At 54.0% G+C, this 22,191-nt stretch carries 19 protein-coding genes; 7 read left to right on the forward strand and 12 right to left on the reverse strand.

The window, feature by feature from the left end; all coding sequences use genetic code 11:
* Window positions 1-99 precede the first annotated feature (99 nt).
* Window positions 100-522, forward strand: a complete 423-nt coding sequence (locus ACO08I_RS26715) for a GxxExxY protein (protein ID WP_044223656.1) — start codon at window positions 100-102, stop codon at window positions 520-522.
* 625 nt (window positions 523-1,147) lie between these two features.
* Here ACO08I_RS26715 and ACO08I_RS26720 read toward each other — a convergent pair.
* Window positions 1,148-1,726: a YdeI/OmpD-associated family protein gene (locus tag ACO08I_RS26720; protein ID WP_421947640.1), complete on the reverse strand. Its 579-nt coding sequence runs from the start codon at window positions 1,724-1,726 to the stop codon at window positions 1,148-1,150.
* 237 nt (window positions 1,727-1,963) lie between these two features.
* On the opposite strand from ACO08I_RS26720, the gene ACO08I_RS26725 reads away from it, so the two are divergent.
* From ACO08I_RS26725 to ACO08I_RS26745, 5 genes are all read left to right on the forward strand, one after another.
* A complete protein-coding gene (locus ACO08I_RS26725; RefSeq protein WP_421947641.1) occupies window positions 1,964-3,682 on the forward strand; it encodes a DUF4331 domain-containing protein in 1,719 nt (572 codons plus the stop codon).
* Window positions 3,683-3,712: 30 nt separating this feature from the next.
* Window positions 3,713-5,770 carry a DUF4331 family protein gene (locus tag ACO08I_RS26730; protein ID WP_421947642.1) on the forward strand — a complete coding sequence of 686 codons (2,058 nt, stop codon included), beginning with the start codon at window positions 3,713-3,715 and terminating at the stop codon, window positions 5,768-5,770.
* A 103-nt stretch (window positions 5,771-5,873) separates the two neighbouring features.
* A complete protein-coding gene (locus ACO08I_RS26735) occupies window positions 5,874-7,106 on the forward strand; it encodes a tetratricopeptide repeat protein (protein ID WP_421947643.1) in 1,233 nt (410 codons plus the stop codon).
* A gap of 121 nt (window positions 7,107-7,227) precedes the next feature.
* Entirely contained in the window at window positions 7,228-8,010 is a 783-nt protein-coding gene (locus ACO08I_RS26740; protein ID WP_421947644.1) for a polysaccharide deacetylase family protein, read from the forward strand.
* A gap of 3 nt (window positions 8,011-8,013) precedes the next feature.
* Window positions 8,014-9,789 (forward strand): glycoside hydrolase family 9 protein, encoded by a 1,776-nt coding sequence (locus tag ACO08I_RS26745; RefSeq protein WP_044223660.1) that lies wholly within the window; start codon window positions 8,014-8,016, stop codon window positions 9,787-9,789.
* Between the two features lie 6 nt (window positions 9,790-9,795).
* Here ACO08I_RS26745 and ACO08I_RS26750 read toward each other — a convergent pair whose 3' ends face one another.
* Window positions 9,796-9,987, reverse strand: a complete 192-nt coding sequence (locus ACO08I_RS26750) for a hypothetical protein (RefSeq protein WP_421947645.1) — start codon at window positions 9,985-9,987, stop codon at window positions 9,796-9,798.
* Window positions 9,988-10,069: 82 nt separating this feature from the next.
* Between ACO08I_RS26750 and ACO08I_RS26755 the strand changes: the two genes are divergently transcribed.
* On the forward strand, window positions 10,070-11,617 hold the full coding sequence (locus tag ACO08I_RS26755; RefSeq protein ID WP_421947646.1) for an arylsulfatase: 1,548 nt from the start codon (window positions 10,070-10,072) through the stop codon (window positions 11,615-11,617).
* Between the two features lie 40 nt (window positions 11,618-11,657).
* Here the strand turns inward: ACO08I_RS26755 and ACO08I_RS26760 are convergent, their stop codons facing one another.
* The 10 genes from ACO08I_RS26760 to ACO08I_RS26805 form a co-directional block, all read right to left on the reverse strand.
* Window positions 11,658-12,059, reverse strand: coding sequence for a type II toxin-antitoxin system VapC family toxin (locus tag ACO08I_RS26760; protein WP_421947647.1), 402 nt, complete (start codon window positions 12,057-12,059; stop codon window positions 11,658-11,660).
* Window positions 12,044-12,280, reverse strand: a complete 237-nt coding sequence (locus ACO08I_RS26765; RefSeq protein ID WP_044223665.1) for a hypothetical protein — start codon at window positions 12,278-12,280, stop codon at window positions 12,044-12,046. Before ACO08I_RS26765 ends, ACO08I_RS26760 begins: the two co-directional genes overlap by 16 nt.
* A gap of 199 nt (window positions 12,281-12,479) precedes the next feature.
* A complete protein-coding gene (locus ACO08I_RS26770) occupies window positions 12,480-12,656 on the reverse strand; it encodes a hypothetical protein (RefSeq protein WP_173426312.1) in 177 nt (58 codons plus the stop codon).
* Window positions 12,653-14,059, reverse strand: a complete 1,407-nt coding sequence (locus ACO08I_RS26775; protein ID WP_421947648.1) for a purine-cytosine permease family protein — start codon at window positions 14,057-14,059, stop codon at window positions 12,653-12,655. Before ACO08I_RS26775 ends, ACO08I_RS26770 begins: the two co-directional genes overlap by 4 nt.
* Before the next feature lie 5 nt (window positions 14,060-14,064).
* Window positions 14,065-14,637 (reverse strand): LutC/YkgG family protein, encoded by a 573-nt coding sequence (locus ACO08I_RS26780; RefSeq protein ID WP_081968818.1) that lies wholly within the window; start codon window positions 14,635-14,637, stop codon window positions 14,065-14,067.
* Complete coding sequence (locus ACO08I_RS26785) at window positions 14,634-16,004, reverse strand: lactate utilization protein B (RefSeq protein WP_421947649.1); 1,371 nt, start codon at window positions 16,002-16,004, stop codon at window positions 14,634-14,636. Before ACO08I_RS26785 ends, ACO08I_RS26780 begins: the two co-directional genes overlap by 4 nt.
* Window positions 16,001-16,738: a (Fe-S)-binding protein gene (locus ACO08I_RS26790; protein WP_421947650.1), complete on the reverse strand. Its 738-nt coding sequence runs from the start codon at window positions 16,736-16,738 to the stop codon at window positions 16,001-16,003. Before ACO08I_RS26790 ends, ACO08I_RS26785 begins: the two co-directional genes overlap by 4 nt.
* On the reverse strand, window positions 16,735-18,114 hold the full coding sequence (locus tag ACO08I_RS26795; RefSeq protein ID WP_421947651.1) for an FGGY-family carbohydrate kinase: 1,380 nt from the start codon (window positions 18,112-18,114) through the stop codon (window positions 16,735-16,737). Before ACO08I_RS26795 ends, ACO08I_RS26790 begins: the two co-directional genes overlap by 4 nt.
* A 9-nt stretch (window positions 18,115-18,123) precedes the next feature.
* Window positions 18,124-19,407, reverse strand: a complete 1,284-nt coding sequence (locus ACO08I_RS26800; protein WP_421947652.1) for a TIM barrel protein — start codon at window positions 19,405-19,407, stop codon at window positions 18,124-18,126.
* Window positions 19,408-19,523: 116 nt separating this feature from the next.
* Window positions 19,524-21,626: a bifunctional aldolase/short-chain dehydrogenase gene (locus ACO08I_RS26805; RefSeq protein ID WP_421947653.1), complete on the reverse strand. Its 2,103-nt coding sequence runs from the start codon at window positions 21,624-21,626 to the stop codon at window positions 19,524-19,526.
* Between the last annotated feature and the right edge of the window lie 565 nt (window positions 21,627-22,191).

Consider the following 22,191-nt stretch of genomic DNA (forward strand, 5'->3'; position numbering starts at 1 on the left):
ACTTATGTCTTCTAAAGGAAGATTCAGAAGGATGTAGGGTGCATAGGTAAGATAGAGTTAAATGAAAAATGCGAATTCATTAACCATAAATCTGAGACTATGAAAAAGCAACTGACCAAAGATTATCTCGATAAATTGACTTATGAGGTGATCGGAGCAGCTATTGAAGTGCATCGGGAAATTGGGCCGGGCTTACTGGAAAGTGTTTATGAGGCTTGTATGGTGCATGAGCTGCAGCTAAGAGGTATTAAAGTGACTCAGCAACAGCAGGTTCCTGTAAACTATAAGGGTAAAATTGTGAAGGCGGATTTGAGGTGCGATCTGCTGGTGGAAGATTGCCTGGTGGTTGAGCTTAAGGCGGTGTTGGAGATGCTGCCCATATTCGAGGCTCAGGTGATGACCTACAGCAGGCTGCTTAAAGTGCCTAAGTCGTTACTCATTAACTTCACTTGTGAGAACATAGTCCGTCAGGGGCAGAAGACTTTTGTGAATGAATACTTTAGGTTGTTACCGGAGGAGTGAAAGTAAGGAGGTGAAAGCATATAGGAGTGAGTTTTGGCAACACAAAGGCACATAGGTCCACATAGTGTGCGTCATTGTGAACCTACGTATTTATGTGTTAAGCACGGCGCCGCAGACGCCAACAGCACAGGGATGGTTGAAAAATGGTTTTTGGCAACACCCAGGTACCCAGTTCCAAGAGGACAGTAATAGCAAAGCCTATGTGTCCTATGTCCCTATGTGTTAAGCACGGCGCCACAGACGCCAACGGCACAGCGATGATTGAAGAAAGTGTTTTGGCAACACAAAGGCACAAAGGACCACATAGTGTACGTCATTGTGAACCTACGTATTTATGTGTTAAGCACGGCGCCACAGACGCCAACGGCACAGCGATGATTGAAGAAAGTGTTTTGGCAACACAAAGGCACATAGGACCACATAGTGTGCGTCATTGTGAAGCTACGTATCCTATGTCCCTATGTGTTGAGCACGGCGCCACAGGCGCAAACGGCACAGCGATGATTGAAGAAAGTGTTTTGGCAACACAAAAGCAATGTTACGTAGGTTGCTCTTTGCTTCAAGCTTGTTGGCGACTTTGATCCCTGATAGCTATCGGGGGCGAACTGACAGGCGGGCTATTGCATTACTCCACAATCGGCACCGTCCCATACCTCTTCCCCTTTTTCGTATTCTTGATCAGCCAGTTCAGCCGCTTCTGCGCCTCCTCCCGCCGCCGTTCCCCGCACTCTTTGATCCAGCCGATTTTCAGGCGCTGATAGAGTAGGGGAAAGGACTGGAAGTTGGCCCAGACCTCCTCGTCTTCGCGCAGTTGGGCTTCCACCCAATCTGGGATGTCCCAGGGATCATCCGGGTGGCCGATTTGGTCTTCGATGGGGGCAATGCCGGCAGGTGTCATCAAGCCTTCCAGTTGCAGTTTCCATACCCGCTGCCGGTTGAGCTCTGAGAGAAACGTTTTCTTTTTACGGCGGGGGGTGATGCGCTGCACGTTGCTCTCCTCATCCAGCTTTTTCACCACTCCGTCTATCCAGCCGAAGCAGAGGCATTCTTCCACCAGCTCATCGTAGGTGATGCAGGGCTTTCCGGTGGCTTTTTTGAATCGTCGCAACCAGATTTCGGTTTTGGAGGTGTGGTGAGCTTCCAGCCACTGCCGCCACTCCGGGCGGTCTTTAGGGTAGAAGATATCGGTGATTTCTACGGGCATGATTAGCGTTGTTGAACTTCAATTTACAAAAGCTCGGAAAGAAATCTTAAAAAAATCCTAAGGGTTTCAATCCGGTACGGCACCACCTTCCGTAAGTACTACTGAAATCACGATAAAAAGACAGCTGCAGACCCACCTGGGTTGACCGGGGTGCCGGTATAATGGCAACTTCCGGCTAGCCACTGTATTGCTTGTCCGGTTCGTGATGCTTTAATTTTCTCACCTAAATCAGACAGTATGAATGTATTTAGACTTGCGGTTTGCGCTTTGCTGTGCCTGCTGCTCGGTAGCGACCTGCTGGCATCGAGCCATCGTGAAGCTCCGCTGATTGCAAACGATCCGCTGGCAGATAATACGGACGTTTACGCTTTCAGAAGCCCCGACAACCCTAACACGATTACCATCATTGCCAACTACATCCCGGCAGAACTGCCCCACGGTGGCCCCAATTACTATACTTTTGGGGAGAACATCCGGTATGAAATCCATATCGATAATGATGCAGGCATGCCCGGTGATGAGATCATCTACCGGTTTACTTTCCAAAAGGTCAACGAAGACCCGACAACGTTCTTCAATATCCGGCTGGGGCAGCAAAACCTCAAGACCACTTATACCATGGAGCGGAGTATGGACGGGGGCGCCACCTTTCAGGCCATCGTGACTGGAGGCGTAGTGCCGCCAAATGATATTGGACCGCGCTCTATTGAAAGCGGTGTTGGTCTGGGGGCTACCTATGCCAGCCTGATGAGCGAGGCGATCACTCAAACACCGGACGGAGAACAGGTGTTCTGCGGTCCGGTAGACGATCCTTTCTTCGTCGACCTTGGCGGTATTTTTGATCTGGGCAATGCCCCTCGCCAGAACGGCCCGTCCAGAGATGGGCTGGGCGAATTTAATGTGCATACCATTGCCATTCAGGTGCCAATCGAAATGCTCCTGAAGGATGGTGCACCGGATACCCCTGCCAATATTCTGGACCCGAATTACGTGATTGGTGTATGGGCATCTGCGAGCCGCCCCGCCGTACGTACGTTAGGTATGATGGGCGAAGCGCCCGAGGACAGCGGTGACTGGATTCAGGTATCCCGCCTGGGCATGCCCCTCACTAATGAGGTGGTCATTCCTATTGGTATGAAGGATTACTGGAATTCCCTGACGCCTTACGAAGAGATTACCGATACTATTTTGGACCCGTTTTTCTACAATCCCGAACTGGCATTGTACATGGATGATGACCAGTTTGGCCCAGCCGTCCCAGCTTTTGCACCCCTGCGTATACAGCGCAACTCCCTCCAGCGATTTGACTTTGGAAACGGGCAGGATGGGCTCTTTTCCATTAAAGGTACGGCAGCAGTAGCCGGTACTGCACTGGATGATCAGGTCTTTGGTGAGCTGCTGCTCCCAGGCCCGGGCCTGCCCCGGTCGGTCGACCTTTGGCCCATTTTCCATACGGGAGTGCCCAACGTGGTGCCTTACCAACTGGCAACAGGCAAGGAAGGCAACCCATTGGCGGAGGGCAAGCCCTTTATCAACAACTTCCTGCCCAATGGTGGCGATATGCTCCGTCTGAATATGGCGGTTCCGGTGACAGACCGGGCGAGTGCCGACTTTAGCCCTATGGGAATCGTAGCGGCTGCGGTGGCCGGTTTGACCGACCCAACCTATAATGGCACTGCTGACCTGGAGTTCATCCCCAATATGGATGGCTTCCCTAACGGGCGCCGCCTGGAGGACGATGTGACCCGCATTGAGCTGCAGGCTGTTGCTGGCGTTGCGTTAGCTGCCATTGGCCTTTGGTACGACGACTACACGGCCGGTGACCCGAATCCCGTGACAGACGACTTGCTCGGCGTGCTTACCTACTCGACCGGGGTGGAGGAAAACGATAAGCCATTTACCAATTCCTTCCCTTATCTGGCAGCGCCCTGGCGCGGTACGGAAACGGACCAGTAAAAGCCCATTCACTCATTCAAAAAAACTTTTATGTTACACCATAGATTCAAATTGATATTCACGGCAGTGCTTTTGCTCCTGTTTTGCGGAAGCGAAGCATTGCAGGCTTCCAGCCACCGGGAAGCTCCTCTCATCTCCAATGACCCACTAGCGGATAATGTGGATGTGTACGCTTTCCGAAGCCCCGACAATCCGCGCAATATTGTGCTGATTGCGACCTATGTACCTATGCAATTGCCGCACGGCGGGCCGAATTACTATCAATTCGGTGAAAACATCCGGTACGAAATCCACATCGACAATGATGCCAGCCGTCCAGGTGATGAAATTGTCTATCGCTTCACCTTTGAGAAAAAGAATGAAGACCCGAGTACTTTTTTCAACATCCGGCTTGGGCAGGAAAACCTCATGACCCGCTATACCGTAGAGAAAAGTATTAACGGAGGCGGCTTCATTCCTATACTTGTGAATGGCAAGGTGCCGCCTAATAATGTTGGTGAGCGGTCCATCTCTTCTCCGGTAGGCTTAAATGCCGACTACGCCGAGCTCTTCGAAGACGCAGTGCGTTCTGCCCACACCGGGGAGAAAATTTTCGCCGGACCAGTGGATGACCCTTTCTTTGTAGACCTTGGCGGTATCTTCGACCTCGGTGACGCGCCCCGGCAGATGGGCGATCCACGCGATGGGCTGGCTTGTTTGAACACCAGTGCGATTGCGCTGGAGATCCCGATCCAGTTCTTGCTTAAGAAAGGTGCGCCCCGCAGCCCGGAGAATATCCTGGACCCCAACTACGTGATTGGCGTGTGGGCTTCGGCCAGCCGCCCGCAGATCCGTACACTCGAACCCGGCAGCGAATCTTACGATGGCGACTGGGTGCAAGTTTCCCGCCTGGGTATGCCGCTGACCAATGAAGCGGTGATTCCAATAGGTATGAAAGATTACTGGAATGCACTGACTCCTTATCAGGAGTTGGAAGATACCCTGCTGGACAACTACTTCTACAATCCGGAACTGGCGCTGTATATGGATGATAGCCTGTTTGGAGGTGCCGTACCTGCCTTTGGCCCACTGCGCATTCAGCGCAATGCCCTGCAGTCTTTTGACTTCGGTAATGGTCAGGACGGTCTGTTCCCATTGAAGGGGACCGCTGCGGTAGAAGGGACTGCACTGGACGACGATATCTTTGGTACTTTGCTGCTGCCCGGTCCTGGTATGCCCCGCTCGGTCGACCTATGGCCGGCCTTTCACACCGGAGTACCCAACTTCCCGCCCTATCAGTTAGCTACGGGCAAAGAGGGGAATCCGCTGGCAGCAGGCAAGCCTTTTGTTAATAATTTCCTACCCAATGGGGGAGATATGCTCCGGTTGAATATGGCGGTGCCGGCTACCCCGCGTGATAATCCGGCATTCAGTTCACTGGGGCTCATTCAGGCTGCCGTTCTTGGGCTGACCGACCCCACCTACAACGGTACCGCTGACCTGGAATTCATCCCCAATATGGATGGCTTCCCCAACGGACGGCGACTGGAGGATGATGTGACGCGCATCGAACTGCAGGCGGTTTCCGGTGTCGTGCTGGCCGCTATTGGCCTTTGGTACGATGACTACACTGCCGGCGACCCCAACCCGGTAACGGATGATCTGCTGGGCGTGCTGACCTACACTACAGGTGTGGAAGCCAACGACAAGCCCTTCCGTCCGGAATTCCCTTATCTCGCCATGCCTTTTGCAGGGGATGGAGAATGTAGTGGTACGATAGCCGGACTGACCAGCCCGGGGCCTCAGGCCTCTGCCCTGAACCTTACAACAAATACGACCGGACAGGTGCAAATGATGGCGGCAGCGCCTAATCCTTTCCAGGGGCAAACTACCCTTCAGTACCGCCTGGAAGCTCCGCAGCAAATCAACATCAGCCTGTATGATGTCAACGGCAGGCAGCTGGCCACTTTAGTTGATCAGCCACAGGAAGCAGGTACCTATACGGTGGACTGGCAGGCCGGACAGTATCCTGAGGGCGTCTACTTCGCCAGAGCTGTTTCCGGTAGTGGTGAAACGCTACAGATTATCAAACTGGTGAAGACGAATTAGTAGCTGGGGGATCTTTGAATTTTTTCGAAGACCACTCTGATTTTGAGATCGTGTGTGGGGTGGACAGCCCCGCACACCTCTTTTCCAAAAAAAATACAATGACATGAAATCTATCAACTCCTTATTCATTTTAGCCCTGCTGGCCCTCCTAATCACCAATTGCCAGCTAGCGCCCCAACCTAAAGAAGATCAAAAAAACGCTACTACTGTAGAAGTGCCTAGCCTCTTAGACCGCAATGAAGCCCTGCGTAATGGCAAGGAATGGGAAACCGTTCAGAATCAATATGTCAGCCTGCGCAATGCCATCCAAAAAGAAAATGAAGCCGAAGCCCGGATTAAAATGGCTCACCTTTTCATCAATGAAGCGCGGGTAACCGGTGAGCATGGGCATTACTATCCGGCGGCTCTGGCGACCCTGGCTGAAATTCCGGCAGACCATCCCGATAAGGATATCCGTTTCCGGAAACTTGCGACTCGGGCAAGCGTGGAGCTGTCGCTGCATGATTTTCGGCAGGCGTTGGAAACAGCAGAAGCAGCTGTAAAGCTTAACCCTTATAATGCTCAGATTTACGGAGCACTCGTAGATGCCAACGTGGAGCTGGGGCGATACGAAGCCGCTGTGGCTATGGCAGACAAAATGGTCAGCATCCGGCCGGACATGCGTTCTTACGCCCGGGTGGCTTACCTGCGGGAAATCCATGGTCAGGTAGAGGGCGCATTTGAAGCCATGCAACTGGCTGTAGAAGCGGGCTACCCCGGTTACGAAGCCACCGCCTGGGCAAGGCTGACGCTGGGCGAAATGTACGAGCGCTACGACAAAACCACTGCCGCCCGGCAGACCTATCAGCAAATACTGGCGGAGCGCCCGAATTATCCTTTTGCCATCGCCGCGCTGGCTAACCTGGAAGCCGAAGCAGGTCATTATGAAAAAGCTGAACAGCTGCTGAAAGAAGCCTGTACCGCAATCCCCGAGTTCGGCTTCTACGAACAGCTGGCGGAAATTTACAAGTCCACTGGCCGTGAAGCAGACTATCAGCAAACGATGGACGAGCTATGGGTGATGCTGCAGGAAGATACGGATAGTGGCCATGATATGAGCCTGGAGTACGCCAACCTGTATTCTGATCTGGCAGAGGACCACCAAAAAGCCCTGACCTATGCGCTGGGCGAATATGAGAAGCGCCCCGCCAATATTGATGTCAACCGGGTGCTGGCTAAAATTTACACCCGTATGGGCAACACCCAAAAAGCTGGCCTACACCTTGAAAAAGCCAAATCTACCCAGGCGCAGTACCCTGAGCTGAAAGCACTCACTCAGCAACTGGCCAGCCGGTAAGGAAAAGAAATAAGGTTGGATGGAATTTGCCCTGAATGGTGTCTCCCACTGTTTGGGGCATTTTTTGGTGGAGTAGGGGAAGATGCCTTATCTTACTGCCTCTGACCAACCGCGACCTGAAATGCCAATCTTCAATTGCCGGACGCTTTGGAATGTTTTGCCCGTTGCTGCCCTATGGATCGGGCTTTCTTTTTTGCTGGTTCCTGTGCAGGCGCAGCCCACAGCCCTTACCCGGGGCGACACCACCAAGCCTCAAATGGCACTGATCTTTACCGGGCATGAATATGCCGATGGTGGCGACCACATACGGCAGGTACTACGCGAGCAGGAGGTGCCCGGCAGTTTCTTCTTTACAGGTATCTTTTACGAGCGGTACGCGCCATTGGTGCAGCTGCTCAAAGCTGATAGGCATTACCTCGGTGCGCATTCTGATCACCATTTGCTATATGCGCCCTGGTCGGAGCAGGACAGCCTGCTCGTGACCCGTGATAGCTTCCTCCGTGATCTGAATGCCAACTACGTCAAAATGGAAAAGCTGGGCATCGCCCGCCTGGAAGCGCCCTGGTTTCTGCCCCCCTACGAGTGGTACAACGACAGCATCGTGCAGTGGACAGCGGATGCCGGCCTGCAACTTATCAATATGACCTATGGCACCCTCTCGCATGCCGATTACACCACGCCGGATATGCCTAACTACCGGAGCAGTGCGCAGATTTTCCAAAGTATTCTGGACTATGAGGCAGCGCAGGCGAATGGATTAAATGGCTTTTTATTGCTCCTCCACATTGGCACTGATCCGGACCGGGCTGACAAATTTTACCTACATTTGGAGGCGCTGATTGGTGAGCTGCGGGAGCGTGGCTACCGGTTGGTAACTTTGCAGGAACTCTTTCAAAACGACTGACCCATGTACCGACTTTTCCTCCTTTTGGCCGGGTGGTGCCTGTGCCTGGTTGCCTCTGCTCAGGATTATCATATCCGGATCAACCAAACGGGGTATCTGCCTTCGGAAACCAAGCAGGCGATTGTGTTTAGCCATAGTATGAAGACGCCCGTACTTCAGCTTATCGCGCAGCAGACCGGAGCGGTAATATCAGAGCTGGCTCCCGAGACCGTTGAAGCGGACGGATGGGGCACTTTCCCTTACTACTGGCAAGCCGATTTCACGAAAGTAGAAAAACCCGGCTGGTACTACCTCGCTACAGCAGACGGCAAGGCGCAGTCCGTACCTTTTCAAATTAGTGCGGAAGCTTACGGAAGCTACGCGGATACCCTGCTGATTTTTATGCGGCAGCAGCGGTGCGGTTACAACCCCCATCTGGATATGGTCTGCCATCAGCGCGACGGGCGGGCGATGTTCGGGCCCATGCCGGATTCCACTTTCGTAGATGTATCCGGCGGTTGGCACGATGCCGGTGATCAGCTGAAGTACCTCATCACCGGGAGCTACGCCACCGCGCACATGCTCAAAGCCTGGGAATTGTACCCGGAGGCTTTCGCCGATAAGGTAAATGCCCATGGGCAGCCCGGCCCGAACAACATCCCGGATGTGTTGGACGAAGCCCGCTGGGGCCTGGACTGGATACACAAGCTACACCCTGCACCCGATCAGCTGTTCCATCAGGTAGCGGACGACCGCGACCACCGGGGCTGGAAGATGCCCGATCAGGACAACTCCGACTACGGCTGGGGCGCCAATAGCTACCGGGTTGCCTATTTCGCCACGGGTGAGCCACAGGGGCTGCGGGAGTACAAAAGTCAGGCTACTGGCGTTGCCAACCTGGCGGGGCGGAGCGCGGCAGCTATGGCGATGGCAGCAAGGCTCTGGCCCAAGGTGTCAGCAGACAGTGCCTATTCCGACAAATGCGCTCAGGCCGCCCGGTCGCTCTACGCCCTGGGGCGGTCAAAAGAAGGCTTTCAGCAGGGTAATTCCTACGGAGCCCCTTACCGCTACAGCGAAGATACCTGGGCCGATGACATGGAGTGGGGGGCTGCTGAACTCTATCGCCTGACTGGCGAGAAAGCCTATTTGGAAGAAGCGAAAGCCTACGCCCGGCAGGCTGGTACCGTATCCTGGATGCCACTGGATACGGCGGCGCATTACCGGTATTACCCTTTCGTCAATATGGGGCACTATGCGCTTTACGACCTGGTGGATGAAGCCTTTCAGGATACGCTGGCAGGCTACTACCGTAGTGGCATAGAGCATACGCTGGAGCGGGCACAATCCAATGCCTATGGGGTAGGGGTGCCTTTCATCTGGTGCTCCAACAACCTGGTGACTGCCCTCATCACCCAAATCATCCTGTACGAAGACATGACAGGCGACTACCGCTACCACGACCTGCTCGTGCAGCAGCGCGACTGGCTGATGGGGCGGAACCCCTGGGGTACTTCCATGTTTACCAGTCTGCCTGCTCATGGAGAGTATCCCTTGGATGTGCACACAAGCGTTTGGGCGCTCACCCGGGAGGAAGTGCCCGGTGGGCTGCTGGACGGGCCGGTCTATGCAACGATTTTCGGATCACTGCGTGGACTGAAGCTCAACGAGCCGGATGAGTTTGCGGCTTTTCAAAACCCTTATGTCGTTTACCACGATGATATCGGGGATTATTCCACTAATGAGCCTACGATGGATGGCACGGCCGGGGCAATTTTGATGATGGCGTATTGGGGGCGGTAACCCTGATCAGTACCAGGTCGCTTCCTGCAGCTGATCAGGGTTGAAAATATCATCGGGCAGCTGCGGCTCTGTATCAATATCCCGGTACATTTCCGTTTGGATCAGCTGATCCGTCAATGTAAAAAACCACATGGCCTGTGCAGCAAAATGCAGGGGCGGAAAGGACGAAAACAAAAGCCTTGTGGCTAATTTTTTCATGATCGGATGATTTTACCCAAAACTAGCCTGGCGCTGTTACTTTAGAGGGTAGATTCCTGCAAATCAAAAAGAGCCGTTTGTTATGCTCAAAGCCTGCCTGATTGGATTGACCCTTTTGCTGGGTGTGATACCTGTACTCGGTGCTCAAGATACCCTGACTCCCACTCCTCCCAACATCATCTACATCCTCGCTGACGACCTCGGCTACGGCGAGCTGGGCGCCTACGGGCAGGAAAAAATCGAAACCCCAAATATTGACGCTTTGGCCCGGGAGGGCATGCGTTTCACCGACCACTACAGCAGTGCGCCGGTTTGTGCGCCCGCCCGTTATATGCTGCTCACGGGACAGCATGCGGGCCATGCCTATATTCGCAATAACGATGAAGGCAAAGCCCGTGGCGATGTATGGAATTACCGGGCGATGCTCCGCGATTCCGTACTGGAAGGGCAACGGGCGATGCCTGCGGACACCCGGACTTTGGCCCACTACCTTAAAGCAGAGGGTTATGCGACCGGGATGGTGGGCAAATGGGGGCTGGGCAACCCCGGTTCAGCCAGCACACCCAACAAAATGGGGTTTGACTTCTTCTTCGGCTACAATTGTCAGCGGCAGGCGCATACTTACTATCCGGTGCATTTGTACAAAAATGAGTCGCGCGTATACCTGCGCAATGACACCGTGGCGCCACATACGCCTTTACCGCAAGGTGCCGATCCTTATGATGCATCGAGTTACGCCCCTTATCAGCTTGCAGATTATGCACCGGATGTCATGTTTGAGGAAATGATGGGGTTTGTGCAGCAGCAGGATCAACCCTTCTTTTTGTACTGGGCAACGCCTATTCCGCACGTGGCCCTGCAGGCCCCGCAGCGTTGGGTGGACTACTACGTCGATAAATTTGGAGAAGAGGAGCCCTACACAGGCAAAGGCTATTTCCCCAGCCGCTATCCGCGGGCGACTTACGCCGCCATGATTTCTTACCTCGACGAAAATGTAGGGAAACTCGTAGCCCATCTGAAAGCCACCGGGCAGTACGACAACACCCTGATCGTCTTTACCTCTGACAACGGGCCGACCTTCGCCGGTGGTGCCGACCCGGTTTTCTTCGATAGTGCTGCGCCCTTTGAGGGTACGAAGGGCAGAGGCAAAGCCTATCTGTACGAGGGCGGCATCCGGGTGCCCATGATTGCCACCTGGCCCGGGTATATTCCGGCTGGCACTTCCACTGTGCATCCCTCTGCCCACTACGATTTTCTGGCTACAGTTGCCGATCTGCTGGGTTTTGAAGTGGAAGGCGGGACCGATGGCATCAGCTTGCTGCCTACCCTGCTGCAACAAGGCACCCAAAAAGCGCACGACGCCCTCATCTGGGCATTCCCCGGTTACGGTGGACAAGCGGCGGTACGCATGGGTGACTGGAAGCTGCTGCGCCGGCACCTGATCGGTGAAGAGCCGGCCACGCTGGAGCTTTACCACCTCGGAAAAGACCCTGCTGAGCAGCAAAATATGGCTAAGGATTACCCTGAGGTCGTACAGCAGTTGGCGGAGCTGTTTGATCGGGCTTACCGCCCGAGTCATTTGGAAAAGCATCGGATTCCGGCCTTGGAGGATGGGCTTTTAAGGGAGTGAAATAATGAAAGAAAAAAGTCAATATTTGTGGCGAGCTGGCTTATTTTTTCTTTTTGGATAGTATTTCCAGACCAGAAATGCGTGAAAAGTCTTTTTCGTTAAGGGTAGCGAGTTTTAAATTATGGGCTTTGGCGGTGGCACCAATGAATAGGTCTGGGAGGTCAATCAATTTACGTTGTCTTTTTAGATCATGAAAAATTTTGATGGCTTCTTTATTCGATTTATGATCAAATGGGATCACAAGAATTTGGTGGAAAAACCGATTCCAAAAGTCTTTTTGTTTATGATTGCTTCCGCTCAGTATTTCAAACTCTGTGATTACAGAAACGGCAAAAGAAGAGTATCGGTTAGACAATTCGAAGAAGAAAGAGTTCTCTTTTTTGCTCTTTCTGAAGTAGTCAATTAATATTGATGAATCCAGGCAAATTACTTCATTCGCCATGCGTTGAAGTGTTTTCTGTTAGAGAGAAAAACCTGGAATTGATCTTCATCCATCACTGGCCCCTTCATCAGGAACTCCTGAAAATCAGTCATTCTATCTTCTATCGGATGATCTTCCGTGATTAGGGTCAGCTCATTTTTTAGCTTCCTGATCTGATTAGCGGGGAGTTGTTTAATAAGTTCTACAAGCTCCTGATAATCAATATTGAGCTTAAGTTCCATGTTCTATGCTTTATGTGTGCAACCTCTTTAAATAAAAGAAAGTTCGTTTATGCAATTTCTGCCAGATGGTAGGGCTCGACCCATCAAGTCTATTCATTTGAATTCCTAATTTACTATTTCTAACTCAATAATGCCAGAAAAGCTTATAATGGAGCGTTGTTGTCATTCTGCAACCCGTTGATCCAAGGGAGATGAAACCTTAACCCCGCCTCCTCCGCATCCAAACCGGCCCGGCCGTAAACCAAAGCACCATACCCAGTGCCATGAGCTGCTTTTGCAACGGCGCCTCCATCTGATTGGCAAATACGAGCAGGGCAGGGATGAGCGTCAGCCCCAGCCCGGCAACGGCAATAATTGGGATTAGAAGGTTTTTCATGATAGTTTAGGTTGGAGTGAAGCAGAGGGTTTGAGCAGGTAGCTGAAGCCGGTGTACAGCAGCACAGCGATAAACCACCCGGGCAGCCCGAGGAAGAAAATCTCCACCCCGAAGTACTGATTAATCAGCAGGCAGGCGGTAAGGGTGATGCCCCAGGTGCCCGCTGCCGCCCAGTTGATGTTTTGTCCGGTAGCCAGGGCCCGTTCGCTTGTGAGCTTCAGGCGGGGGAAGAGGTGGTAATCGATGAAAATAATCGCCCCCATCGGCATCAGGATCAGGCCGTAGAGGGCAACAAAATCGAGCAGCTTCATCACCAAAGCCGGAAAGCAGGCCGCAGTGGTCGTGACCAGCCCCACGATGATCGTCACCTTCCAGGTCTGGGATTTGGGGATAACCGCCTGTACCGCCAGCCCTGCCCGGTAAATCGTTGGATTGGCTGTGGTCCAGCCGGCGATAATCACACAAATGGCTCCGGTGATGCCCACTGCGTAGTAGGCCACCGGCCCGGGCGCAAATTCCAGGCTGTTTTGGCTTTGCTGCAGAAACACAGCGTACAAAATGCCGGAAGCCAGCCATGCGATGTAGTGCCCCACGTACATGCCCGCTGCTGAAGTGAAGCCCGCTTTCCAACTGCGTGCATACCGGAAGATGGACATATCTGCCATACCGATGTGCATAGCCATATTGCAAAACCAGGCAAAGAACAGAATGTGCCAGAACGTAAATTTCGACTGCCCTTCCATGGGTATGCCTGTCCATATTTTTGTCTCCGCTACCGGCCAGAAATCACCGATACTGTTGACGCCCAGCTCAGGTAGCACCGCCAGTGCTGCAGCCAGGAAAACCAGGATCATCCAGGGGGCAGCGATATTGGCAAAACGGCTGACCTGCTCGTAACCCAGGGTAGCGATTAGGGTGGTGACAATGCCAACGGCCACTACGGTAATGACCCAGGACACACTGCCCGGCATCCAGTCGGTGAGCTGTGGCATGGGAATATCGAAGGGGATACCGACGGCAGTAGCAGCCACCGCAATCATAGAGCCAGCCAGGAAGCAGAACATCAGGGCATTGACGAGGTTATAAACGGTAGTCAGGCCTTTACCGCAGATTTTTTCCAACTTGTAGTACAGGGTAATCCGCTCCTTCACAGCAATAGGGGCGCAGAGGAATGCCCAGCTCAGCACCGCCAGTAAATTGCCCAGCAACAGCCCCCAGATCAGGTCGACTGCACTCGCCCCGTGGGCTACAAACAGCGGGCCGATCACAAATTCCGTACCCGCCGTATGCTCTCCGGCGTACATACCGAGGAAACTGCGGGTGGATTTTAGCTTGGAGGCGGGGATGGACTCCCGTTCGTACTCCTGAACGCTCTTTAGTTTAGCCGTAAATCGTTTTAGCATAAGTCTCAGATTAGGATAATGGTCAGGCTGCGGGCGCCCTGCGCACCGATGACCAGCGATTGTTCAATATCAGCAGTTTTGGAAGGGCCGGCGATGAAGACGCCAAAGCCCGTATCGTCAATCTTAATTTGAGCGTAGGCCTCGTGCATATTGCGGACGATGCGGTCTTCCGGCAGCACCAATACCAGGTGTTGGGCTATAAAAGGCAGCACCCGGTGTACACAGTCAGCTTCGGTCACCCAAACGGCTCCGTTTTCGGCTACGCCCAGCTGAGCTGGGATGACAGCGACATCTACACCGTTCAGGTCCGCAGGGGATGCCTGCTGTAAGTCAATATCACTTTGAATGGCTCGTAATGGGGTCGCAATACTGATGTCTTTGGGGTATATGGTCCGCACGGCTGTTGCCAGTCCTACGAAATCTTCGGCCCTTACTACCCGGCTACCCGACTGTGCTGCAACGCTCCCGAAAATCTCCCTTGTTGGTGGAGTTTCAGCTTCAAAAACCGGCACAACAGGTAGGGGGCAGGGGACAGGCTTGGCAGCTTGTATCGCTTTTAGAATATGGGCTTTGCTCATGATGCAGATCGGTTTTTGCGGTACCACTCCTGGAAACTTTCCTTGGGCGCTTCGGGCAGCTCTCTGGCCTTGCCCCAGGTATTTAGTGGGTTGTAAATCAGGGGGCGGGGCAGCCACCGGGTTACCCAGCGGGCAGACTTGCCTGCCATTTTATACCACCCGGGTCGGGAGAGGACTTTGCCTGCCATGACCATGCTCTGCTTTTTAGCTGTTGGCAGGTGGCCCTCTTCGGCGATGATTTGCCGCCATTTGTAAAGCTGTTCGTGTATGTCAATCTTGACCGGGCAGACATCGGAGCAGGAGCCGCAGAGCGTAGAGGCAAACGGCAGCCCGCTGTATTTCTTCAGGTCTATACCGGGCGTGAGAATAGACCCGATCGGCCCGGGCACGGTGGAGTCGTAGCTGTGCCCGCCGCTGCGCCGGTAGATGGGGCAGGTATTCATGCAGGCCCCGCAGCGGATGCACTTCAGGGAATTACGGAAGTCGGGGCGGCCCAACTGCGTGGTACGGCCATTGTCCACAATAACAATATGCATAGCGCCGCCTTCCTTGGCCTTGTGGTGGTGGGAGGTGAAAATCGTCGACGGCTGCCCCGTGGCACTGCGCGCCAGCAAACGTGTGAAGACTCCCAGGTGCTCCGCTTTGGGCAGGATTTTCTCAATGCCCATGCAGTGGATTTGCAGAGGGGCAAGGTGGGTGCCCATATCCGCATTGCCCTCATTGGTGCAGACCACAACCCCGCCGGTTTCGGCTATGGCAAAGTTGACACCTGTGATGGCGGCGTCGGCTTGCAGAAAAGATTGCCGCAGGTGTTGCCGGGCGGCTTCGGTCAGGTATTGAGGGTCGGTCGCGCCTTTTTTGGTTTGTAATTTTTGATGAAAAAGCTCGCCCACCTCCTCCTTTTTCAAGTGGATGGCGGGCATCACAATGTGGCTGGGCGGCTCTTCCTTCAGTTGGATAATGCGCTCGCCCAGGTCGGTATCGATGACCTCCATATCCTGTTCTTCCAGGAACTCATTCAGCCCGCACTCTTCCGTCAGCATAGACTTACTTTTGACGATGCGGCGGGCGTTATGTTCCTGCAAAATGGAGTGCACGATTCGATTGTGCTCCGCAGCATCGGCTGCCCAATGCACCGTCACGCCATTTTCCTTTGCTTTGGCTTCAAACGCCTCCAGGTATTCATCGAGGCGGGACAGGGTGTGGTCCTTGATCTGAGACGCCAGCTCCCGCAACTGTTCCCATTCCGGAATGCCGTGGGCCGCTTTGTCCCGCTTGGAGCGCACAAACCAGAGCGACTCGTCGTGCCAGTCGGTACGGGCTTCGTCTTTGATAAATGCGGCGGCTTTGGTCGCGTGTTCTTTCATGCTTTGGTGTTCAGGATTTCTGCAATATGCTTCACTTGGATGGGGCTGCCCTGCCGCCTCAGGATGCCTTCGAGGTGCATCAGGCAGGACATATCGCCGGCGGTGATTACCTCCACGCCCGCCCGGGCATGATCGGCAATGCGGTCTTTACCCATCTTAGCGGAGATGTCGGGCTCATTGATGGCAAAGGTGCCGCCGAAGCCACAGCACTCGTCTGCCCGTTCCAGTTCGGCGATTTCCACGCCGTCCACCATGCTTAGCAAAGTGTGCAGAGCGGAAGGGGCATTGAGGTTTCTTTCACTGCCCGGCCCCAGCCGTAGCCCCCGTAGCCCATGGCAACTTTGGTGTAGCCCTACTTTTGCCGGGAAACAGGCGTCCAGGTGTTCCACTTTCAATACATCGAGCAGGAATTCCGACAGGTCCAGGGTACGCTTTCGCAAGTGCTGAACCGCGCCGGTTTGCTCAATGATGTCATAATGCTTGCGCACATGGTAGGCGCAGCTGCCCGAGGGCGTAACCACATAATCGTAACCGCTAAAGGTCTTTACATAATGCTCGTAAGTAGGAATGGCATCCCGCTCACAACCGGTATTGGCCATCGGTTGCCCGCAACAGGTCTGACCTTCCGGGAAATGTACGGTACAGCCCAGTTTTTCCAGCAGCTCCAGGGTCGCAATGCCCACCTGAGGGTAGAACTGATCAATGTAGCAGGGGATGAATAAAGCGATCTTCACGTCGTTATCGGCTTTTGTAGCTGTGGCGAAAAATGGTCGAGGATAAATTCCGGATCTACTACCCGGTTGTGTATGGCCATGGCGGCGCCCAGGGCAGAGCCCAAAGGCGACTCGGTTGTTGTTATGGAATACCCCGGCAGCGCTTCTGCGAGATACCTCAGGAAAATAGCATTATCCACAAACCCTCCGTCAATATACAACTTTCGGATATCCGATTGGCCCTGTGCCCGCTTCAGGCTTTGGCATTGGGCCTGTGCCAGCTCCCGCATCAGCTGATGATAGGCGGCCTCGTAGGAGCCGAAGCGAGAGAGGGGCGTTTCCATTGAATGTCGGGTTGCTTCTCCGGGGCGGCGGATGCTTTCCCATTGGAAAACCGGCTCGGTAAGGCTTTGCAGCTGTTGGTGAATCCCCGGGTCGAAGGCCACATTCCGGTGCGTTTCGTAGGGCTTGCCATAATGCTGTGCCAGCTTATGGGCCCAGATTTTGTACTCATTGCCTAAAAACAGGCGCGCTGCCCGTACCGGCATGCCATCCACCCGGAGGAAGTTCAGGCAGTCATTGGCCAGGTCGTCCTCGTCCGGCAATTGGGTGCTGAAAGCATTGAGGGCAATACTCCAGGTGCCAGTCGACAACAGCAGGAAAGGCTCCTCATTAGCTAGGATATAGGGCAGCAGGGCGGCTGAACTGTCGTGTATCCCAACACCGACCATCACCTCCTGTTCGCCGAAGCGTACAGCCGTGGCCGTGGTGGTTGGGCAGAGGGGGGGCATCAGGTGGTCCAGGTCTTCTTTGTACACCCAGCGGTGGTAGTCTTTTTCTTTAAAGTGCCACAGTCCGGTATGGCAGCCAAGGCTCGTGTATTCGGTCAGCGCCTTTCCGGAAAAGAGGTAGGCACAGTACTGCGAAAAGTGCAGGGACCAGCGGATTCTGGCAAACTCCTCCGGCTTTTGATACTTCAGCCAGTACAGCTGCAGCCCGGAGTTGAGCATGCCCATCAGGGGAGAGGCGGTCTGTGCCTGCCAGGCTGCTGAGGGGCCGTACTGCTCCATGAATGGTTGCAGCATCCCTTCCGGCATAGGCTTGAGGTAGTTGTACAGTGGGGTGACTGGCTTTCCGCCTTCATCAATATGGACAAAGCTGGCCCCGTAGGTCGAGAAGTTGAGGCGGCGGATGTTGAAGCGGGGGTCAGCCAGGGCTTCTGCGAAGGTGTCCCTCATCCATTCGGTGAGGCGCTGCAGGTCATCGCAGGCGTCCCCGTCGTCATCTTTGGTTTCTTCAAAACGGGAATAGACGCGGTGGACCTCCCGGAATGCCGAATCAAAAAGGAAGAATTTTTTATTGGTCTTGCCGATGTCGAAAATTGCAGTGACGTCCATAGCAGTGGGTTAAAGTCCGGTAGCTATGGTATGCATGCCGCGCTGCTCAATCAGTTGCTCCCGTATGCCCAGCTCGCGGTAAGCCTGAATAGGGTAGAGGGCACCTCCATCCTGCCAGCGGGCCTCGCGTACCAGCGGGCGCACGTCAGTCCGGAAGGCATCCTGCAGGATTTCCTGGGCTTCCGTTACGTCCTGACGCGCCTGCGCATCTGCCAGCGCCTCCTGATCCACCAATAGTGCTTGTGCGTAGGCGATCCGGATCGCCTCCAGGCTTTGCAGGAGGTCTTCCAGTGGGTCTTTTAGGTTGTGGCTGGCATCGATCATCCAGGCCAGGGGCGGATTATTGACAGTATTGTTGGCCATGCCATAGACCAATTCGTTGAAAATCAGGAACAGCTGATAAGGCTTGATGCTGCCCACTGTCAGGTCATCGTCCCCGTACTTGCTGTCGTTGAAGTGGAAGCCGCCCAGCTTGCCCTTCATCATCAGGGTGGCGACGATCTGCTCGATATTGGTATTGGGCAGGTGGTGACCGAGGTCGACCAGGGTATAGGCGTTTGGGCCGCAGCCTTCGGCCAGCATCAGGGAGGTGCCCCAGTCGGCGATCACTGTACTGTAAAAGTTGGGCTCGTAAGGCTTGTATTCGATAAACATGCGCCAGTCCTCCGGCATGTCCCGGTAGATGGCCTGCAGGCTGTCCTGCGTGCGTTGCAGGGCGCCCCTCAGGCTGTGCTGCCCGGGGAAGGAAGCGCCATCAGCCAGCCATACGGTGATGCTTTTGGAGCCCAGGGTTTGCCCTATGCGAATGACTTCCAGGTTGTGCTCAATGGCCTGCGCCCGTACTTCCGCGCTGTGGTGGCAAAGGGAGCCAAATTTATAACTCTGCGCCTGCCCGGGCTGATCCTGAAAGGTATTGGAGTTCACGGCATCAAAGGTTAACTCGTGAATAGCCGCCAGCTCGCGGATGGCGGCAGGATCTTCCGGTATATCCCAGGGGATGTGCAGGGAGATGGACCCGGCCGAGCGGCTAAGGGCGTGCAAAAGCCCCACGTCTGCTATTTTTTGCTCAAGGTTTGCCGGTTCGCCCCCGAAGGAAAATCGGCCAAAGCGGGTGCCGCCTGCCCCCAGGGCCCAGCTGGGGATGGCAATTTGCAAATCACTCAATTGCTGTAGCAAGGCTTTGGTATTCAGGCCCTTGCTTTCCATTTGTTGCCTGAGGATATCCCATGATCGATCATGTGTGTCCAGATAAGGGGCATTCTGTGCTGCCAGTTGTGTCGCTTCCAATTTCATCTTCCCTGCTTTGTCCGTTTGAAAAAGTGGGGAATGCACCTTGAAAACAGGTGCACTCCCACAGCCCTAGCCAAATAAAACCAAATTGTAACTCAAAATTCCTTTTTCCTCTTCCTTTATCGTGTGAAAGCACCTGGCATCCCTCCATCCACATTTAAGGTATTTCCGGTACTTTTATCCAGAATACCCACAAAAGCAAACACGCCGTTGGCAATATCTTCCGGACGGATAATCTGCTTCAGCAGGTTGCGGTTGGCGTAGTGGGCAGGTAAGTCTTCCACCTTAATACCGTAGGCTTTGGCGCGGCCCTCTGCCCAGTCGCCTTCCCATATTTTACTGCCGACGATGACGCCATCGGGGTTGACCGTATTGACGCGGATGCCATCGGCGGCGAGTTCTGCCGCGGCGAGGCGGCTCATGTGCTGTTGTGCAGCTTTGGCAGTGCCGTAGGCGATGTTTTTGGGCCCGGAGACCAATCCGTTCTTGCTGGCGATGTTGATGATATCACCGCCAAAGCCTTGGGTTTTCATGACCTTCGCCCCGGCTTTGGTCAGGAGGAACTGTCCTTTGGCCAGTACATTTTGCAACAGGTCCCAGTCTGCAAGTTCTGTTTCTTCTATAGATTTGGAAATTGCCAGCCCGGCACTATGTACCACGATGTCTACCCCGCCAAAGGCCAGGCAGGCCTTGTTAAAGGCTTCCGTTACGGAATTGGCATCGGCTACATCACAGGTTGCGATAGCGGAAATATCCCGCCCGAAGGCCTGATTGGCTTCTTCCAAACGGTCTTTTTTCAGGTCAGTCAGCACTACATTGGCACCCTCAGCAGCCAGCTTCTCTGCAATGGCCCGGCCAATGCCACCTCCGCCTCCGGTGATGAGGGCTACCCGGCGGGAAAGGGGTTGTTCCGGCGGTTGCCGCTTTAGCTTATCCTCTTCAAGCAGCCAGTATTCGATATTGAAGGCTTCCTGACGGGGCAGTGCGGTGTAGGAGGAAATCGCCTCCGCTCCCCGCATCACATTGATGGCATTGATGTAGAATTCGCTGGCCACCCGTGCGGTCTGTTTGTTTTTGGCAAAGGTGAACATGCCCACACCCGGGTAAAGGATGACGACCGGGTTGGGGTCGCGCATCGCAGGGCTGTCGGGGTGTTTGCAGCTTTCGTAGTATTCAGCGTAGTCTTTGCGGTACTGCTCAAAGGCCGGTTCCAGTTGCGTTTTGATGGCCTCCGGGTTGGAGAGGTCGGCATCTGATGGCATTTCCAGCACCAGTGGTTTGATCTTGGTGCGCAGGAAGTGATCAGGGCAGGAGGTGCCCAGCGGTGCCAGCTTGTCCAGGTCGTGGCTATTGATGAATTGCAGCACCCGCTCATCATCGGTGAAGTGCCCAATCATGCGCTTATGGCTGGAGCACAGCCCTCGTAGGATGGGCGCCATTTTTGCGGCCTGCTTTTTACGGTCGGCATCAGGCAGGCTTTCCATACGGGCCCCGCCAAATACCTGGCGGTCTTTGCCCTCGCGCTCGCCGATGTAACGGGAGGCCTGTTCAATAACTTCCAGGCTGTTCATATAGCACTCGTAGGAGGTGTCTCCCCAGGTGAATAAGCCGTGGCTACCCAGTACAATACCCCGGATGCCGGGGTTTTCATTCAGGCATTTTTCCAGTTGCAGCCCGAGGTCAAACCCGGGGCGCTGCCAGGGCACCCAGCCCATGGTGTCCCCCCATATTTCTTTGGTGACGGCTTCACTGTCTTCCGCAGCAGCTACTGCGATCAGGGCATCGGGGTGCAGGTGGTCGATGTGCTTGAAAGGCAGTAGCCCGTGCAGAGGGGTATCAATAGACGGGGCCCGGCTATCGAGGTCGTACAGGCAGTGGTAAAACAGCCCGACCATCTCATCTTCATGCTCAATGCCCCGGTAAACGTTCTTTAAGTCACGCAGGCGGCTCGTATACAGGCCGGCAATGCCTGAGCGGGTCAGGGTGCCAATATCACCACCGGAACCTTTTACCCACATCACCTCTACCTCTTCACCGGTCAGCGGGTCTTTTTCGATGGTTTTGCAGCTGGTATTGCCCCCTCCGAAGTTGGTGATCCGCAAGTCTGCACCAAGAATATTAGAGCGGTAGAGGAATAAGCCTACTTCGTCGCCTTCCAGCGCTGCGGCTTTTTGTTCATCCCACAGATAATCAACATGGGAGAATTGATCGGTGGCTGTCATGTTCAGGTTTTTTCTGTTTTCGATAAATGGATGATTTGAAAGTACGGTTGTAACGCCGTTGGGGTGTCCTGTGCTTTCCGGTAAGAATGGCACGGAGCGGCCCTGTTGCCTCCGCCTCCAATTTGCAGGAAAGGGACAATAGGCAAAGTACGGAATAACTAGATGCTACCCGCCAGCAGGTAATCACTTTCGGGTTGCCGGAGCGGTCATCGTCCTGGTAACCATTTCGAATACATTCGTTAAATATGGCTTCTGCCTGGCTTTTGGAAATGGCCGTTTGCGCCAGTAGTCTTCTATCGGGTTTGCCTTGATTTTGCTGGTGGCAGGAGGGTATATCTGGTGGCAGATGTAGTTTTAAAGTCTAAATTTTTATTTTACTCATTCAGAAATTTCTTAGGTTTTAAAAATTACTAAAATACTGTGATCATTTTGGCCGGTAGCCCGGCGGGGCTTGGGGACTGTTTCCGGAAAGGCAGAGGGGTGTGCACAACAAATTGCACTTTTTGATTAGCCTGGCAGCATTTGCTGTTAGCCTACTTTGGTGCATTGCCCAAAAATCTTGGAT

Source organism: Phaeodactylibacter xiamenensis (assembly GCF_965229835.1).
Classification (GTDB): domain Bacteria; phylum Bacteroidota; class Bacteroidia; order Chitinophagales; family Saprospiraceae; genus Phaeodactylibacter; species Phaeodactylibacter xiamenensis.

Excerpts from the sequence above, each read along its gene's own strand:
- ACO08I_RS26715 (WP_044223656.1), top strand. The coding sequence starts at position 100 with ATGAAAAAGCAACTGACCAAAGATTATCTCGATAAATTGACTTATGAG.
- ACO08I_RS26720 (WP_421947640.1), bottom strand. The coding sequence starts at position 1,726 with ATGCCCGTAGAAATCACCGATATCTTCTACCCTAAAGACCGCCCGGAG.
- ACO08I_RS26725 (WP_421947641.1), top strand. The coding sequence starts at position 1,964 with ATGAATGTATTTAGACTTGCGGTTTGCGCTTTGCTGTGCCTGCTGCTC.
- ACO08I_RS26730 (WP_421947642.1), top strand. The coding sequence starts at position 3,713 with ATGTTACACCATAGATTCAAATTGATATTCACGGCAGTGCTTTTGCTC.
- ACO08I_RS26735 (WP_421947643.1), top strand. The coding sequence starts at position 5,874 with ATGAAATCTATCAACTCCTTATTCATTTTAGCCCTGCTGGCCCTCCTA.
- ACO08I_RS26740 (WP_421947644.1), top strand. The coding sequence starts at position 7,228 with ATGCCAATCTTCAATTGCCGGACGCTTTGGAATGTTTTGCCCGTTGCT.
- ACO08I_RS26745 (WP_044223660.1), top strand. The coding sequence starts at position 8,014 with ATGTACCGACTTTTCCTCCTTTTGGCCGGGTGGTGCCTGTGCCTGGTT.
- ACO08I_RS26750 (WP_421947645.1), bottom strand. The coding sequence starts at position 9,987 with ATGAAAAAATTAGCCACAAGGCTTTTGTTTTCGTCCTTTCCGCCCCTG.
- ACO08I_RS26755 (WP_421947646.1), top strand. The coding sequence starts at position 10,070 with ATGCTCAAAGCCTGCCTGATTGGATTGACCCTTTTGCTGGGTGTGATA.
- ACO08I_RS26760 (WP_421947647.1), bottom strand. The coding sequence starts at position 12,059 with ATGGCGAATGAAGTAATTTGCCTGGATTCATCAATATTAATTGACTAC.
- ACO08I_RS26765 (WP_044223665.1), bottom strand. The coding sequence starts at position 12,280 with ATGGAACTTAAGCTCAATATTGATTATCAGGAGCTTGTAGAACTTATT.
- ACO08I_RS26770 (WP_173426312.1), bottom strand. The coding sequence starts at position 12,656 with ATGAAAAACCTTCTAATCCCAATTATTGCCGTTGCCGGGCTGGGGCTG.
- ACO08I_RS26775 (WP_421947648.1), bottom strand. The coding sequence starts at position 14,059 with ATGCTAAAACGATTTACGGCTAAACTAAAGAGCGTTCAGGAGTACGAA.
- ACO08I_RS26780 (WP_081968818.1), bottom strand. The coding sequence starts at position 14,637 with ATGAGCAAAGCCCATATTCTAAAAGCGATACAAGCTGCCAAGCCTGTC.
- ACO08I_RS26785 (WP_421947649.1), bottom strand. The coding sequence starts at position 16,004 with ATGAAAGAACACGCGACCAAAGCCGCCGCATTTATCAAAGACGAAGCC.
- ACO08I_RS26795 (WP_421947651.1), bottom strand. The coding sequence starts at position 18,114 with ATGGACGTCACTGCAATTTTCGACATCGGCAAGACCAATAAAAAATTC.
- ACO08I_RS26800 (WP_421947652.1), bottom strand. The coding sequence starts at position 19,407 with ATGAAATTGGAAGCGACACAACTGGCAGCACAGAATGCCCCTTATCTG.
- ACO08I_RS26805 (WP_421947653.1), bottom strand. The coding sequence starts at position 21,626 with ATGACAGCCACCGATCAATTCTCCCATGTTGATTATCTGTGGGATGAA.